We start from the raw sequence: 15,963 nt of genomic DNA, 5'->3' as shown, positions 1-15,963 counted from the left end.
CGGCGTTCGTCACCATGTTCCGCAACGTCGCGGGGTCGATTGAAATCTCGCAGGCCACAGCGTCCATTGTCGGGCGCACGCAGGCGAACATGGCGCACAAGTCCGAGCACATGATGCCGTCGAACCCGAACTACTACGACTCGATACAACGCCTCACCCACACGCTGATGGACATGGGTCAGACCACGTAGCAGGCCATGACCACATTGACTGACCTGAGGCTGCCACGCACAGTGGCCAATAGTGATAAAGAGAACAGCCAACTCATGCAGACCGCGTAGGCCGAAAGCAGCAACCCGGCACCGACCCAAACCAACGGACCGGAAAGGCTCGTCCCGAACAGGGACCAATGAAGACTAAAAATCAGATTTGGACCTGAGTGGCCCGCTGCGGCAAGCAGCAACAAAACCGCGACTAGAAGCCCCGATCCGCGGCCAAGCCCAAACCAAAACCAAAACCCCGTCCACCGGCGCGAGCGCTCCCGCTGCACCAAAAAAGAGCATCCCCCAGCCCTATCAGCAATACCGCTCCCCACCCCGCACCCATTTGAAGCAAAATGCCATCAAGCCCGCCAAAACAATGAGGAAAAACAAGTAGTAAAAAAAATGGCACGTCTGTTGCTTAATTGTAGATACTGAAACTACCTAAGCGTCGGACAAGGCGTGGCCCGGCTTGATGAGCGGTATCGAGTCAGCACTTCCACGCAAAGGCGGCCTCAGGCCGCGATCAAAAAAGGACGCACAGATGCAGATCTACGACGAAATGCGTCACGAGGAAACCGTGCGGGCGCACTACGCACGTTTCTCCCGGTGGCTTTCTACTCAAAGCCCCGAAACCATCGCGCGCAAGCGCGCGGAAGCCGATCTGCTGTTCAGGCGTGTCGGCATCACGTTTGCCGTGAACGGCGATCTGTCAGGCACCGAACGCCTGATCCCCTTCGACATGATTCCGCGCATCATCCCTGGCGACGAATGGCGCAAACTCGAAGCGGGCCTCCGACAGCGAGTGCGTGCGCTGAACATGTTCATCCGCGACGTCTATCACGATCACGACATCGTGCGGGCAGGCAAAATTCCCGCCGAACAGGTGTACACGAACGCGCAATACCGGCCCGAAATGCAGGGCGTAGATGTTCCGCTCGATGTCTACGCGCACGTCGCAGGCGTGGACGTAGTGCGCGCCGGCGACGCGGGCGAGTTCTACGTGCTGGAAGACAACCTTCGGGTGCCGTCCGGCGTGTCGTACATGCTCGAAAACCGCAAGATGATGATGCGGCTCTTCCCCGAGTTGTTCGTGCAGAACCGCATCGCGCCGGTCGCGCATTATCCCGACCTGCTGCTGGAAACGCTGCGCTCGATCGCCCCGGCCGGCGTGGACGATCCCAACGTGGTTGTGCTCACGCCCGGCATGTACAACTCGGCGTACTTCGAGCACTCGTTCCTCGCGCAGCAAATGGGCGTGGAGCTGGTCGAGGGCAAGGATCTCTTCGTCGATGAAAACTACGTGTTCATGCGCACAACGCAAGGGCCGAAGCGCGTCGATGTGATCTACCGGCGGCTGGACGACGACTTCATGGACCCGCTCGCGTTCCGCACGGACTCGGCGCTCGGCGTGCCGGGGCTGCTGACGTCGTATCGCGCCGGCCGCGTGGCGCTGGCCAACGCGATGGGCACGGGTATCGCCGACGACAAATCCATCTATCCGTTCGTTCCGGACATGATCGAGTTCTATCTCGGCGAAACGCCGATCCTGAACAACGTGCCCACGTTCCAGTGCCGCAAGCCCGACGATCTCGCCTACACGCTCGCGCATCTTCCCGAGCTGGTCGTGAAGGAGGTTCACGGCGCGGGCGGGTACGGCATGCTGGTCGGGCCGGCATCGACGAAAGCGGAAATCGAGGCGTTCCGCGAACGCCTGATCGCGCGACCGGACGGTTATATCGCTCAGCCGACGCTGGCGCTCTCCGCGTGCCCAACCTTCGTGGAATCGGGTATCGCGCCGCGCCATATCGACTTGCGGCCGTTCGTGCTGTCGGGCAAAGAAGTGACGATGGCCGCCGGCGGCCTGACTCGCGTGGCGTTGAAGGAGGGTTCGCTGGTCGTGAATTCGTCGCAGGGCGGCGGCACGAAAGACACCTGGATGGTGGACTAACCGCCACCGGGACAACATCAGGACAGTACACACGGGCGCGGTTCCAAGCGCTGCGCCCGCGCGCGCCACACTACAACGGAACGCCATCATGATGCTAAGCCGCACAGCCGATCACCTTTTCTGGATGGCTCGCTACATGGAGCGTGCGGAAAATACCGCACGCATGCTCGATATCAACCTGAAGGGCATGCTGCTGCCGCAGACGCCCGAGCAGGAGGCGCGTGCACAACGCTCGGTACTGCGTATTTCGGAACTCGAATCGAAGTTTGAGGAGCGTTTCCCGGGCTCGGACTCGCGCGAGGACATGCTGCACTTCATGGTCGCCGATACCGGCAATCCGTCGAGCATCAATTCCTGCCTGCATGCGGCCCGCGAAAACGCGCGCGCCGTGCGTGGCACCCTGACCACGGAGGCGTGGGAGACCATCAATTTCACGTGGCTCGAATTCGGCGAAAAACTCGCCGCGGGAGAGCTCGAAAAGAGCCCGGACATGCTGTTCGAATGGGTCAAGTACCGCTCGAATCTATGTCGCGGCGTGATGGTCGGCACGGCGCTTCAGGACGACGCCTTCTGGTTCATCCAGCTCGGCATGTACCTGGAGCGCGCGGACAACACGGCGCGCATTCTCGACGTGCGTTTCGCCGATGCCGAACCGAACTCGCGTGAAGCCGCGCGTCAACTGGAAGACTTCTACTACTGGACCTCGATCCTGAGTTCGGTGTCGGCGCTGGAAATCTATCGGAAGGTTTATCGCGATGTCGTGACGCCGTCGCGGGTAGTGGAGTTGCTGATTCTCAACTCGCAGATGCCGCGCTCGCTGCTGGCGTCGCTGGATGGCGTCTGCGAGACGCTCGACAAGCTGCGAACCAGCGGCTCGAACGAGTGTGAGCGGTTCGCCGGCAAGTTGCGCGCGGACGTGCTGTACATGGATATCCGCCAGATCCTGGAGACCGGTGTGCACGCCTATCTGACGCAATTCCTGAAACGGGTCGATGAGCTAGGTGTTCGCGTGATGCGCACCTTCCTCATGTTGCCTCTTGCCTGAACGCATCCGTCCTGGAAACCATCATGCTTCTGACCATTCGTCATCACACGAGCTACCGCTACGCCGTGCCCGTGCAGTACTCCATCCAGCAACTGCGTTTGACGCCCGCCAATGGGTCGGCGCAGATGGTGCGGCGCTGGAATATCGATACCGTGGGCAAGCTCGACGTCACGCGCGACGCCTACGCCAACACGCTGCATACGCTGGTGCTGACGAAACCCCACATGGAGATTCACCTTTCCGTGACCGGCCAGGTGGAAACCACGTTGCTCGACGACGGCCGCCTGAACGACGGTCCCGGCCGGATTCCGCTCCAGCATTACACCTGTGCGACCGCTCTGACCGAACCGGACGCCATGATTCGCGAACTCGCGAACTCGGTGCCCAAGCTCGATTCACCGTCGGCGCTGATTGCGCTGGCGGAGAATATCGAAGCCAGGGTGCAATTCAAAACGGGCGTAACCGAAGTCAAGAGCACTGCTGCCCAGGCGCTGGAGCTCGGTAACGGCGTGTGCCAGGATCACGCGCATATCATGCTGGCGTGCTGTCGCGCGCGAGGTCTGCCGGCACGTTATGTGAGCGGATACATCGATCCGGGCGATGTTCCGCATGCCGCTAGCCACGCGTGGGTGGATGTGTGGATCGACGACGGATGGGTGTCGGTGGACGTCACGCACACGGCGTTCGCCAGCGGCCGGTATTGCCGGCTCGCGGTTGCGCGCGACTATGAAGCGGCCGCGCCCGTGCGCGGTTCGCGCGTGGGCGGCAAGGAAGAGCGCATGAGCGTGGATGTTTCGGTGCAGGCAGCAGCCGACCAGTAGCGGTCCGCCGCGCCCGTGTCGTTCCCGCTCGTCCGATGCGGTGACATTCAAGCCGCACGCCCCATCTGCCGATATATATTGGAGGTGAGCTGGGGCGGCCGTGTTGGAGCACCTTATGGCGGAATACGGCGAGCGGAATGCGGCGCGGTTATGGCGCTTGGCCGAGATCATGACGATCAAGGCGATTACAATACGGATTTGCTTCTTTCAGGAATTGGACGCATGACTTATTGCGTGGCAATGCGCGTTGACGAGGGACTGGTGTTCCTGTCCGATACACGCACGAATGCCGGGGTCGACCATGTGAGCGCAGCCCGCAAGATGGCGGTCTTCGAACAGCCCGGTGACCGCGTCCTCGTGCTGCTCGCAGCGGGCAATCTCGCCCTGACACAGGCAGTCATGCAACTGCTGTCGGAACCGGCCCCCGAAGACAAGACCACGCTGTACAACGCGCCTACCATGGCGGAAGCGGCGCGGCTGGTGGGCGATGCGGTGCGCGAAGTACATCGGCGAGATGCGGCTACGCTCGCGGAATTCAGCGTTGACTTCAATTGCAGCTTTATCCTCGGCGGCCAGATCCGCGGGGCGAATACGCGCTTGTTCATGATTTACTCCGCGGGCAACTTCGTGGAGTCGTCGCTGGTGAGCCCGTATTTCCAGATCGGCGAATCGAAATATGGCAAACCGATCATCGATCGTGTTGTCACACCTGCCACGCCGCTGGACGAAGTCGCGAAATGCGCGCTGGTGTCCATGGACTCCACGCTGCGTTCGAATTTGTCAGTCGGATTGCCGCTCGATCTGCTCGTATATGAAAAGGACGCGCTGCGGGTCACGCGCTTCTCCACAATCGATAACGACAACCAGTATTTCCAGATGATTCATCGCACCTGGGGTGAAAGGCTGCGGCAGATTTTCGGTGAGATTCCGAATCCGACCTGGGCCGATCCCGCCAACGTGCCGCTGCGGGAGCGCGAAACGGTATCGAACGTGCCGCGCCTGACCAACAACGATCTGCGCGCCGAACCGGATACGTCGGCGCCACCGTTTCAGACGCTGATGCAACCGACGGAAAGCGGGCGAGGGCAGCATTGATTGGGTTCCGCGTGGACGTTTGAAGGCCCGCTGCCGGATGCCGTGGGCTCGATGAGATAGGTGGCCTGAATAAAACAGAAACGGCCCAATCGGCTTACGCCGATTGGGCCGTTTCTGTTTTTGCTTTTCAAAAGGTCATCGCAGCAACCCAGTGACCGTTTCCCGGCGCACATAAAAAAACAGCCATCAACGAAGCCGATGGCTGTTTTTGAACCGTAGTCGAAATCGGCGCGCTGAGCGGTGAAATGCCGCGCGCCGGATCCGGCTTTAGAACTTGTGACGGATACCGACGATCACCATTTCCTGGCTGCTCGTACCGGCGAAGCCGAACGAACCGATCGAAGCTTGCGCGTCTTGCGTCACGCGAGTTGTTACGCCGCCATTCGTGACGTACGTTGCTTGCGTGCCGCTTGCTTTCTGGTAAGCGCCGAGTGCGTAGAAATCCGTGCGCTTGGAGAGCGTGTAGTCCGCACCGATGCCGACCTGATTGTAATGAGCAGCCGTGTCGCCACTAGCTTTCTCGTACGTGTAGCCAGTACCGACCAGGAACGCCGGCGTAACCTGGTAGTTCACGAACGCGCTGCCGACGTTGTACGTCTGCGTCGACGTGAATGCCGAGAAACCGTCCGGGCGGTACTTCGCATTGCTGTACGAAGCGCCGAACGTTACCGGGCCGATAGCGTACTGAGCTGCTGCACGAGCGATGGCGATCGAGTGAGCCGACGAGTAGCCATTGTTGATCGGGCTGTCGAAGATCGAATCTGACGACGGGCTATTCCAGTTCGATCCTGCTGCAGCCGTACGGCCTGCGCTCGGGTTGCTCGTGTAGTAGTAACCGGCAGCCAAGCCCAACGGGCCGTTGTTATACGCAACTGCACCGCTCCACGTCTGGCCTTGACCCGTCGTGCCAGCGCCGTTGCTGAAACCATACATGCCTTCGAATTGCAGGCCGGCATAGTTCGGCGAAACGTACTTCACGGCGTTGTTTACACGCGAGCTGTTGTCGTAGTTGTCGACGTCGCCCGGCGTACCGACGATCGACGCCCAGTAGTTGTCGCCCGTGATGCCTTGCACCATGTCGACGAGCGGATCGTATTGGCGACCGAGCGTGACCGTACCGTACTTGTCAGCCGTCAAACCGACGAATGCCTGGCGACCAAATTCGCGACCACCTTGGTTCAACTTGCCCGTGTTGACGTCAAAGCCGTTTTCCAATTGGAAAATTGCCTTCAAGCCGCCACCCAGGTCTTCCTGGCCTTTCAGGCCCCAGCGATCGCCGGACAGGTTGCCGCTGCTTGTGCCGACCTGCTTCTCGTTGCCGCTCGCATTGTGGACATAAATGAGACCAGCGTCGATCACGCCATACAGGGTCACGCTGTTTTGCGCGTGAGCCGCGCCAGCTGTGCCGAGCAGTGCCAGCGAAAGGGAAGTCAGTGCGAAACGTTTCATCAGGTTCTCCACGCTAGGATTAAATTCGTTGTTGCCGGCGCAGAGAATAACGCAGCGTTACAAAACTTAAGAACTGAAAAATTAAAACATGTCTCAAAAAAAAGACACTTTTTGCGACGCGGTATGCGGTCTTGTAAGGCAAGCCTATCAAGGGTTTAGCTCTTGATTCATCTAGTGAAAGTGCGCGGACAAAGGCACTCGCTAAAAGTTCCTTTTAATGAATTTAGTTCTGCTGGAATGGCCGGTTTTTACTAGTTTTTTACTAATTCGGCGTTATAACGCCGGGTACACCGCGAGCGTCCATGAGGAAGGCCTTTTGCCGCCTGAGGGAAGCGCTACGCGTGACGCGGCGAGGGTTTGCGCCTACAGGCGGATCAGCGGGTCCGATGAGCAATGGCTGTCGTGGACCACGCGATTGTGTTGTACCTAAGCGACGCGATTGTTCCGGGATAGACCTGATTCTTGCAACCAGCGCAACAAACCTGCAACGCGCTCCGGCCGTGATCGGCTAAATGCGGTTTTCCAAAAGTCAAGTTTCTGACACGAAAAGCTGCCGTGTTTCGCACCGCACCAGTGCTGCACAACTTGGTCGGATTCGGCCTGTTCATGCCTTATTCACCGTTTGGCGGCGGCTGGTCGCGTCCCGATAACAGCGCGAGCGTCAAACCCGCGCCTCCGGCCAGCAACACCGCGCGCCACGGATGGCGTTTCACCAGATCATTTGCCCGCACCGCCTTGCGTCCGCAATCGAGCATGGCCCGCGCGGTGACCCGCGTGGCGGCCGTCTCCGCGCGGGCCAGCTTGCGGCTCAGATTCAATGCGGTGCTTAACGCCGACACCCTTTTGCGTGCTTGTGTCGTCAGGTGCTGCGAGTGCTCAGCGCGTCGTTCAATCGACGCCCGCGCGCGTCCCGGGACCACGGTGAAGGTTTTCGCCGCCCCTGTACTGGCTGCATCGGCTGTGGCTGCGGCTGAGGCGACCGTCGAGCCTGCCAGCATCGATCCAATCTTGGCGCGGCTGCCCGGCGGGACCCTGCCGCTTTGCTGGCCCCACGCCCCGCGTGGATCGTGCAAGCGCGCCCGCGCTGCTGAAAACTCCGCCCCAAGCAGCAGCACCGCTGCCGAGAAGAACAACCACATCAGCAACACCGCGAGTGAACCCGCCGCGCCGAACGAATTCGCCGTGCCGGCGTGTGTCAGGTAGAACGCAAACAGCTTTTTGCCGACGGAAAACAAGATCGCCGCGACAACCCCGCCCACCAGCGCGTCGCGCCATTGCACCCGGGCGTCGGGGAGGAACTTCAGGAGTGCGCCGAACGCTAGCGAGAGAATCACCAATCCAACTACCAGTTGCGCGACGTCGCCGATGATCACGAGCGACGAATCGCCCCAAAGCCATTTGCCCACGGCCTGGATGGCGGTGTCGAGGACGAGCGAGACGATCAGTAGAAACGCCACGCCCAACACCAGGCCGAACGAGATCAGCCGCACCCGCACCAACGCGAAAACGCTCGATTTCTGCTCGCCGGCAAGCGGCCACACGAGGTTCAGCGCGGTGTTGAGCGATGAAAATGTCGCCGATGCACCCACCGCCAGCAACACAAACGAGATCACGGCGGCCACCCCGGTGCCGCCGCTGCGGTGTGCATTCTCGACAATGCTTTGCACGCTCGCCGCAGCCTGATCGCCGAGGAGGCCGTTGACGTGGTGGAACAACTGGCCGCGCGCCGCGTCGGCCCCGAACACCCAGCCTGCCACCGCGATCACCATGACCAGCGTTGGCGCGAGCGAAAACGCTGAGTAGAACGCAATGCTCGCGGCCATTGCCGCACAGCGGTCCTCGCCGAATTTCCTGAGTGCGCCCATCGCCCAGGACGCGTCCTTTTTCACTGCAGCCTGAATTTTCTCGGTGGACAACGTGCTCATGGCAACCTCAACTTCGATGATGGTAATGGTCTTGACGGTTTTTAATCCGTCCGAGCACGATGCGTTCCACGGCCGGCAAACTTCCGATGAAACCATCGCGTGCCAAGACCATGAAGCATCCGTCATCCCATCGCATCTTGGCAATCAAAAGCGGGCTCATAGGCCGTTCGGATGCCTGTAGAAGAACGCATTTTCGTTACCAATCGTCGAGTTTGATCTACGTCGCGTACACCTCGTTTTTCAATCGGCACGCGGAAGCCGGCGTGTCATGCAGCAGGCGGAGTGAGCGTGGTCGTGGCGCAGTCAGGCGCGCACGGCGAACCCGTCGAGATAAGCGGCCGGATCTTGTCCGTCCCAGATTCGTCCGTCGATCAACACGTCGGCGCGGATCTCGTCCGGCACGCGAACGTCCGCTAACGCGGCAGCCTCGCGATACAAAGCCGTCTGACTGATCGCCGATGCAATCGCGGCGTCGTCGTGATTGCCGCTCAGCAAACCCCATCGGCGATATTGCGTGAGGAACCACAGGCCATCGGACGGGCGTGGATAGTTGACGGCACCTTCATCGAAGAAGCTGACGGGTAATGGCCGCTTCGGGAATTGCGCAACGTCATAGTCGCCGAGCAGTCGCGGCGCGATCAGCTCCCGCGGCACGCCGATCAACTCGGGCGCTGCTAGCCAAGTGGAGATGTCGGCACGATGCGCGGGGCTGTCGAGCCAACGACATGCTTCGAGCATGGTCTGGACCAGCGCGCGTGCCGTGTTGGGATAAAGGGCGACAAAATCGCGCCGGCTGGCAAGGACTTTTTCCGGGTGGTTCGGCCAGATCTCGCTCGTGACCGCTACGGTTCTTCCCGCCTGACGCGCTTCGGCAACCGCGTTCCACGGCTCGCCGACACACAGGCCGTCGAGCTGGCCCTCGGCGAGCGCATCGACCATTTGCGGCGGCGGAATCACGACGCTGCGAATGTCGCGCAAGGGATGCACGCCAAGAGCTGCGAGCCAGTAATACAACCACATCGCATGCGTGCCGGTCGGAAAGGTCTGTGCGAAGACAGGAGGACGGCCTAGCGAGGCAAGCGCCTGCTTCAGATTTCCGCTTTGGTTAAACGCTTCAGCAAGCTGGTTCGACAGCGTGATCGCCTGGCCATTCCGGTTCAGCACCATCAGCACGGCCATGTCGCCCTGCGGTCCGCCGATGCCCAGTTGCACGCCGTACACGAGGCCATAAAGCGCGTGCGCCGCGTCGATTTCACCGGACAAAAGCTTGTCGCGCACGGCCGCCCAGGAAGGCTGCCGGCACAGTTCCAGCGTCAGTCCGTGGCTATGCCCGAACTCGAGGATCTTGGCAGCGGCCAGCGGGGCGGCATCGCTCAGCGCCACGAAACCAAGACGGATGTGGGTCTTCTCGGGCTTGTTGGCGGCGCTGTGTGAAGCGGCTTTGGGCGTGTTCATGTTATACGGGCTACCCTAATAAATCGGTCATCGATACCAACTGGCGCGCGACCTCGGCAAGCTTCACTCCCTGATCCATCGCGCGCTTGCGCAGGGTGGCGTACGCCTCGGGTTCGGACATCTTGCGCCGGTCCATCAACAGGCGTTTGGCCCGATCGATAAGCTTGCGGTCCGCTAGTTCGTTCTCGGCTTCGGCGAGGCGCTGGCGCAGTTGCACCTCGCGTGCGAAACGCGCGAGAGCAACTTCGAGGATCGGCGCAAGTCGCGACGCCTCCAGGCCTTCGACCAGATAAGCGCTCACGCCCGCACTGACCGCCGCGTGAATCAGTTGCTGGTCGCCGTCGTTGCTGAACATCAGGACCGGCCGCGGCGCGGTTTCGTTCATCACGGCGAGTTGTTCGAGCGTATCGCGTGAAGGCGATTCAGTGTCGATGATAACTACATCCGGGCGCTGCTCTTCCACCACCTTCGGCAATGCCGCGGGCGTCGCTACCTCGGCCAGCATGTCGTAGCCGAGGCGTGCGAGTGCCTGGCGAAGATCGCCAATCGGTTTGTCGGTATCGGTGACGAGAAGCACGCGAAGCATGGGTTAAGCGCCGGGAGATTTCATGTGGATTCGGCCGGCCGCAATGATGACCGGCGGTGACCGGCGGGTTGTCGGGGCGCTTGTCGACGTCTTCTCGCGCGCGGCACGATGCGGATCGCACCAGTCAGGCTGCATGCGCTACCGCTTCCGCATTGTCTTGCCACGCGTTGAAGGAGGTTTGCTCAGCCACGGCAAAAGCGCTGCTCTCCTTGTGAGTCACCCAATTTACCGCTTCGCCGACCGCATTGCCAACGAGGATCACGGCGGGGCTTCCCAAGCCTTCCTTCACCGCGTCGATAGCCAGATGATCCAGCCGTCCAAGCCAGCACCGCTCGGCTGCAGTGCCTGCCCATTGAACAACCGCTGCAGGAGTCAAAGCAGGCAGCGCCGACAATAGCGCTTGGCACAGGCTTTCGATGCGCGTCATGCCCATATAGATTGCGAGCGTTGTGCCGGTTGCGGCCAGCGCGGCCCAATTAGGCTCGCCATGATCCTGCTTGTGCGCTGTAACGAAGGTGACGCCCTGGCAATGCTCGCGATGCGTAAGCGATATGCCAAGACTCGCGGCCGCAGCAAAGCCCGACGAAATGCCGTTGATGATCTCGACTGGAATCTGCGCCCGCCGCAGTGCCGTGAGTTCTTCTCCCGCGCGTCCGAACAGCAGGGCATCGCCGCCCTTTACGCGGACCACATGCAGGCCCTTGAGCGCATAGCGTTGCATCAGCCGCTGAATGAACGCTTGCGGTGTCGACTTGCAGCCGCCGCGCTTGCCGACGCGAATCACGCGAGCCTGCGGCGCGAGCGACACGATCCCGGGATTAGCGAGATCGTCCAGCAACACGATATCCGCCGCTGCCAATGCTTTGGCGGCTTTGATGGTGAGCAGGTCCAGATCGCCGGGACCGGCGCTAAGCAAGGTGACCTTGCCAGTTGTCATCGTGATGTCCTTTGGCGACGCGCCAACGCAAAAACGGCATCCGCCCGTGCTCTTGCACGAGGGGACGCCGTTGTCCTGGGTTGCCGGTGTCTACCGGCATTCAATCGATAAGACTATGGTTCATGTGCCCGGCATCGTTGCCGCGCACAACCAGACATAGGCAATATCCAGGCCAGACGAGTGTCGCTATAGCGCACTCGCCGGTGAACGTTGCGGATGACGAGCCGCTAGCCGTGCCCCTTATACAAGGTGGTTTGAACGCAGCCTTTGCCATCATTCTCCGTGAGTCCTTTTAAGCAAGCACGGCGCCGATCCCCTCGCACGCCAACAGTGCTGCACCGCACCGTGAATGTGCTTCGTTGCATCAAAATGCATCGCGGCAAGCCGGCTGAAAATGCGCCGTGAAGGTGCTTGTCGGTGCAAAGCCCCGCCGGATATGGACCTGTCGCGCATGGCATGGCGCTTGCCTTTAGAACATCCATTGGATCAACGACGGTCCGGTTTCATAGCAAGGTTTCAGCAGCGGCCCGTGACGGGCTTTTTGGACAACGGCGTCCCCTGAACTCAGTCATTGGCTGGGTTCACGGGGCGCCGTTTTGTTTTCTGGAAAGACAATGGCAGACAAAGCAACCCGGATCGATCTCTTCACCCTGCGCACCGTGCCGATGCGTGCTTTCCACCTCACGTGGATGGCGTTCTTCGTCTGCTTCTTCGCGTGGTTCGCGTGCGCGCCATTGATGCCGTTGATCAAGCGCGAGTTCGGACTCTCCATCGACCAGGTTGCCAATATCAACATCGCCGCAGTCGCCGCGACGATCCTGGTAAGGCTCGTTATCGGCCCGATGTGCGACCGCTACGGTCCGCGCAAGGTCTATACGGGACTGCTGCTCCTGGGCGCGTTTCCCGTGCTCGGCGCGGCGCTCTCCGGCGGTTACACGAGCTTCCTGTTGTGCCGCCTGGGTATCGGCGCGGTGGGTGCGAGCTTCGTTATTACGCAGTACCACACGTCGGTGATGTTCGCGCCAAACGTGGTCGGCACGGCTAACGCAACCAGCGCCGGCTGGGGGAATGCCGGGGCAGGCGCCGCGCAAGTGTTCGTGCCGCTGCTGCTCGCGGGCATGCTTGCGCTCGGTGCAGGCGAGTCGTCTGGATGGCGTCTTGCGCTCGTGGTTCCAGCGCTCGCCATGCCGGTCATGGCCTTGTTTTACTGGCGCTTCACGCAGGATTGCCCGCAAGGAAACTTCACGGAACTGCGCACGCAAGGCATCGCAATCGATGGCGGCAAGAAGGGCGGCTGGGCGAGCTTTCGCACGGCCTGCGCGAACTACCGCGTGTGGATGCTCTTCATCACCTATGCAGCTTGTTTTGGCGTCGAAGTGTTTATTCATAACATCGCCGCCGTCTATTACGTCGATCACTTCCATCTGTCGCTGAAAGCCGCTGGCCTCGCCGCCGGCAGCTTTGGATTGCTCGCGTTGTTTGCCCGTGCACTCGGCGGCTGGGTATCGGATAAAGCCGCTGCACGTCGCGGCCTTGAGATTCGTTCGACTTTGTTGTTCGCGCTCATCGCAGGGGAGGGCCTTGGCTTGATATGGTTTTCGCACGCTGACAGCGTGGCGCTCGCCGTGGTCGCCATGCTGAGCTTCGGCCTGTTCACGCACATGGCGTGTGGCGCGACCTACGCGCTGGTGCCGTTCATCGACCGCAAGGCGCTTGGCGGCGTGGCGGGGATCATCGGAGCCGGCGGCAATGTGGGTGCAGTGGCCGCGGGTTTCCTGATGAAGGGCTTCGGCAGCGTTCAACAGACGCTGGCCATGCTCGGCGTGCTGGTCACGGCGTCCGCACTGTGCGCGCTCGCGGTGCGCTTTAGCTCCGAGCACAAGGCACGCGAAGCCGCGTTGCGTGCAGATGCATTGGGTGTCAACAACAGCATTGCCAATTGAGAGTGTCCTGATCATGAAAATCATCGTCATCGGCCATGGCATGGTCGGCCACAAACTTCTCGAATGCCTCGCTGAAAATGCATCGCACGGGTTCGATATCACGGTGCTGTGCGAAGAGCCGCGGCCGGCTTACGACCGCGTGCATCTGTCCGAATTCTTCTCCGGAAAATCGGCGCAGGACCTCTCGCTCGTCGAGCCGGGATTCTTCGAACGCGAGAACGTGCGGCTCGAACTTAATGCGAAGGCGGTATCGATCGATCGCCTGGCGCATACCGTGACGGTGTCGACCGGCGAGGTACTGGCCTACGACAAACTCGTGCTCGCCACCGGCTCTTATCCGTTCGTGCCGCCGGTTGCGGGCAACGAGCGCCGCGACTGCTTCGTGTACCGCACCATCGAAGACCTTGAAGCGATGAAGGAATGCGGTACGCGCTCGAAGACCGGTACGGTCGTGGGCGGCGGATTGCTCGGGCTTGAATGTGCGAAGGCGTTGCGCGACATGGGGCTGGAGACGCACGTGGTCGAGTTCGCGCCGCGCCTGATGGCCGTGCAGGTCGACGACAGTGGCGCGCGCGTGCTGCGCAGCAAGATCGAAGAGCTGGGCGTGACGGTTCATACGCAGAAGAATACTGTTGCGATAGTCGACGGCGAGGACGGTACGCACCGGATGCAGTTCGCCGACGCCACCCATCTCGACACCGACATGATCGTGTTCTCCGCCGGCATCCGTCCACGCGACGAGATCGCGCGCGTCAGCGGCCTCGAGGTCGGTGCACGCGGCGGCATTGTGATCGACGACAACTGCCGCACCAGCGACGCCGATATCTACGCGATCGGTGAATGCGCGCTCTGGAACGGGCAGGTCTTTGGGCTGGTAGCGCCGGGTTATGACATGGCGCGTGTGGTTGCGAAGCAGTTGCTGGGCGAGCAGGCCGGGTTCACCGGCGCGGACATGAGCACCAAGCTGAAGCTGATGGGTGTGGACGTGGCGAGTATCGGCGATGCACACGGCAAGACGCCGGGCAGCCGCGCGTACCAGTTCAGCGATGAACGCAAGCAGGTTTACAAGAAGCTGGTCGTGTCCGAGTGCGGCAAGTATCTGCTCGGCGGTGTGATGGTCGGCGACGCGGACGAATACGGCACGCTGTTGCAGATGATGCTGAACCGCATCGAGCTGCCTGAAGCACCGGAATTCCTGATTCTCCCTTCCTCCGACGGCAAGCAAAAGCCTGGCCTTGGCGTCGATGCACTACCGGACGCCGCGCAGATCTGCTCGTGCAACAACGTGTCGAAAGGGCAGATTTGCGAAGCGGTCTGCGCGGGTGCGACCGGCATTGGCGCGTTGAAGTCCGCGACCAAGGCCGGCAGTTCGTGCGGTGGTTGCGTGGCGCTTGTCACGCAGGTGATGAAGGCCGAGATGAAGAAGCTGGGCCTCGCGGTCAACAACCATGTGTGCGAGCACTTTCCGTACTCGCGGCAGGAGCTTTATCACATGGTGCGTGTTGAGCGCATCGAAACGTTTGGCGAGTTGCTCGCGAAGCACGGTCGCGGTCTCGGCTGCGATATATGCAAACCGGCAGCCGCCGGGATTCTTGCATCGTGCTGGAACGAGTTCGTGCTGAAGAAAGAGCATGCGAGCTTGCAGGACTCGAACGACTACTTCCTCGCAAACATTCAGCGCGACGGCACCTATTCTGTCGTCCCGCGGATGCCCGGCGGCGAGGTCACGCCCGATGGTCTGATCGCGGTCGGTCAGGTCGCAAAAAAGTACGGCTTGTACACCAAGGTTACGGGCGGCGCACGCGTCGATTTGTTTGGCGCGCGTGTTGAACAGTTGCCGCTGATCTGGGAAGATCTGATCGCGGCCGGCTTTGAATCCGGTCACGCGTACGGTAAGTCGGTGCGTACCGTGAAGTCGTGCGTCGGCTCGACCTGGTGCCGCTACGGCGTGGGCGATTCGGTCGGTCTCGCAATCGATATAGAAAACCGCTACAAGGGTTTGCGCACGCCGCACAAGATCAAGTTCGGTGTCTCGGGATGTACGCGCGAATGCGCGGAAGCGCAGGGCAAGGACATCGGCGTGATCGCAACGGAGAAGGGCTGGAACCTCTATGTATGCGGCAACGGCGGGATGAAACCGCGCCATGCCGAGCTGCTTGCATCGGATCTAGATAGTGCAACGCTGATTCAATACATCGACCGCTTCCTGATGTTTTATATCCGTACCGCGGACCGGCTGCAACGCACCAGCGTGTGGCGCGACAACCTCGAAGGCGGGCTCGAGTACCTGATCGATGTCGTGGTGCACGACAAGCTTCAGCTTGCCGCAGAACTCGAAACGGAGATGCAGCAGGTAGTCGACAGCTACGAATGCGAGTGGAAGAAGGCCGTGAACGATCCCGACACCCGCAAGCGCTTCCGGCATTTCGTCAACAGCGATGAAGCCGATACAAACGTGAGTTTTTTCGAAGAGCGTGGCCAGATTCGCCCCGCGACGCCGGCGGAACGGAAATTCAAGCTGATCGATATTCCCGTCGTTGTCGAGACGGTTTGAAG

12 protein-coding genes are annotated in these 15,963 nt (G+C 60.9%); 7 read left to right on the top strand and 5 right to left on the bottom strand.

Translation table 11 applies throughout. From position 1 onward, the window contains the following. Positions 1–14 precede the first annotated feature (14 nt). The 5 genes from EOS_RS47035 to EOS_RS12950 all read left to right on the top strand — a co-directional run bounded on the left by EOS_RS47035 (position 15) and on the right by EOS_RS12950 (position 5,112). Positions 15–191 (top strand): hypothetical protein, encoded by a 177-nt coding sequence (locus EOS_RS47035; RefSeq protein ID WP_160312491.1) that lies wholly within the window; start codon positions 15–17, stop codon positions 189–191. A 553-nt stretch (positions 192–744) separates the two neighbouring features. Continuing rightward, positions 745–2,151, top strand: coding sequence for a circularly permuted type 2 ATP-grasp protein (locus tag EOS_RS12965; protein ID WP_047847114.1), 1,407 nt, complete (start codon positions 745–747; stop codon positions 2,149–2,151). Between the two features lie 91 nt (positions 2,152–2,242). Further along, positions 2,243–3,196: an alpha-E domain-containing protein gene (locus tag EOS_RS12960; protein WP_047847113.1), complete on the top strand. Its 954-nt coding sequence runs from the start codon at positions 2,243–2,245 to the stop codon at positions 3,194–3,196. Positions 3,197–3,219: 23 nt separating this feature from the next. Beyond that, entirely contained in the window at positions 3,220–4,017 is a 798-nt protein-coding gene (locus tag EOS_RS12955; protein ID WP_047847040.1) for a transglutaminase family protein, read from the top strand. Between the two features lie 222 nt (positions 4,018–4,239). Beyond that, entirely contained in the window at positions 4,240–5,112 is an 873-nt protein-coding gene (locus EOS_RS12950) for a proteasome-type protease (RefSeq protein WP_047847039.1), read from the top strand. 267 nt (positions 5,113–5,379) lie between these two features. Here the strand turns inward: EOS_RS12950 and EOS_RS12945 are convergent, their stop codons facing one another. The 5 genes from EOS_RS12945 to cobA all read right to left on the bottom strand — a co-directional run bounded on the left by EOS_RS12945 (position 5,380) and on the right by cobA (position 11,464). Further along, on the bottom strand, positions 5,380–6,561 hold the full coding sequence (locus tag EOS_RS12945) for a porin (protein WP_047847038.1): 1,182 nt from the start codon (positions 6,559–6,561) through the stop codon (positions 5,380–5,382). Between the two features lie 611 nt (positions 6,562–7,172). Then, complete coding sequence (locus tag EOS_RS12940) at positions 7,173–8,486, bottom strand: YihY/virulence factor BrkB family protein (RefSeq protein WP_047847037.1); 1,314 nt, start codon at positions 8,484–8,486, stop codon at positions 7,173–7,175. Positions 8,487–8,789: 303 nt separating this feature from the next. Then, positions 8,790–9,941: a CmpA/NrtA family ABC transporter substrate-binding protein gene (locus EOS_RS12935; RefSeq protein ID WP_047847036.1), complete on the bottom strand. Its 1,152-nt coding sequence runs from the start codon at positions 9,939–9,941 to the stop codon at positions 8,790–8,792. 10 nt (positions 9,942–9,951) lie between these two features. Next, positions 9,952–10,527, bottom strand: a complete 576-nt coding sequence (locus EOS_RS12930; RefSeq protein ID WP_047847035.1) for an ANTAR domain-containing response regulator — start codon at positions 10,525–10,527, stop codon at positions 9,952–9,954. A gap of 124 nt (positions 10,528–10,651) precedes the next feature. After that, positions 10,652–11,464: a uroporphyrinogen-III C-methyltransferase gene (gene cobA / locus EOS_RS12925; RefSeq protein ID WP_047847034.1), complete on the bottom strand. Its 813-nt coding sequence runs from the start codon at positions 11,462–11,464 to the stop codon at positions 10,652–10,654. Positions 11,465–12,078: 614 nt separating this feature from the next. On the opposite strand from cobA, the gene EOS_RS12920 reads away from it, so the two are divergent. Both EOS_RS12920 and nirB read left to right on the top strand, forming a co-directional pair. Continuing rightward, complete coding sequence (locus EOS_RS12920) at positions 12,079–13,407, top strand: MFS transporter (protein WP_047847033.1); 1,329 nt, start codon at positions 12,079–12,081, stop codon at positions 13,405–13,407. A 13-nt stretch (positions 13,408–13,420) separates the two neighbouring features. Further along, positions 13,421–15,961 (top strand): nitrite reductase large subunit NirB, encoded by a 2,541-nt coding sequence (gene nirB, locus EOS_RS12915; protein WP_047847032.1) that lies wholly within the window; start codon positions 13,421–13,423, stop codon positions 15,959–15,961. Positions 15,962–15,963: the final 2 nt, after the last annotated feature.

Source organism: Caballeronia mineralivorans PML1(12), assembly GCF_001028175.1.
In the GTDB taxonomy this organism is placed as follows: domain Bacteria; phylum Pseudomonadota; class Gammaproteobacteria; order Burkholderiales; family Burkholderiaceae; genus Caballeronia; species Caballeronia mineralivorans.
This window is presented reverse-complemented; position numbering and strand designations above follow the sequence as displayed.

Coding starts and splice junctions, on each gene's coding strand:
- EOS_RS47035 (WP_160312491.1), top strand. CDS start 15: ATGTTCCGCAACGTCGCGGGGTCGATTGAAATCTCGCAGGCCACAGCG.
- EOS_RS12965 (WP_047847114.1), top strand. CDS start 745: ATGCAGATCTACGACGAAATGCGTCACGAGGAAACCGTGCGGGCGCAC.
- EOS_RS12960 (WP_047847113.1), top strand. CDS start 2,243: ATGCTAAGCCGCACAGCCGATCACCTTTTCTGGATGGCTCGCTACATG.
- EOS_RS12955 (WP_047847040.1), top strand. CDS start 3,220: ATGCTTCTGACCATTCGTCATCACACGAGCTACCGCTACGCCGTGCCC.
- EOS_RS12950 (WP_047847039.1), top strand. CDS start 4,240: ATGACTTATTGCGTGGCAATGCGCGTTGACGAGGGACTGGTGTTCCTG.
- EOS_RS12945 (WP_047847038.1), bottom strand. CDS start 6,561: ATGAAACGTTTCGCACTGACTTCCCTTTCGCTGGCACTGCTCGGCACA.
- EOS_RS12940 (WP_047847037.1), bottom strand. CDS start 8,486: ATGAGCACGTTGTCCACCGAGAAAATTCAGGCTGCAGTGAAAAAGGAC.
- EOS_RS12935 (WP_047847036.1), bottom strand. CDS start 9,941: ATGAACACGCCCAAAGCCGCTTCACACAGCGCCGCCAACAAGCCCGAG.
- EOS_RS12930 (WP_047847035.1), bottom strand. CDS start 10,527: ATGCTTCGCGTGCTTCTCGTCACCGATACCGACAAACCGATTGGCGAT.
- cobA (WP_047847034.1), bottom strand. CDS start 11,464: ATGACAACTGGCAAGGTCACCTTGCTTAGCGCCGGTCCCGGCGATCTG.
- EOS_RS12920 (WP_047847033.1), top strand. CDS start 12,079: ATGGCAGACAAAGCAACCCGGATCGATCTCTTCACCCTGCGCACCGTG.
- nirB (WP_047847032.1), top strand. CDS start 13,421: ATGAAAATCATCGTCATCGGCCATGGCATGGTCGGCCACAAACTTCTC.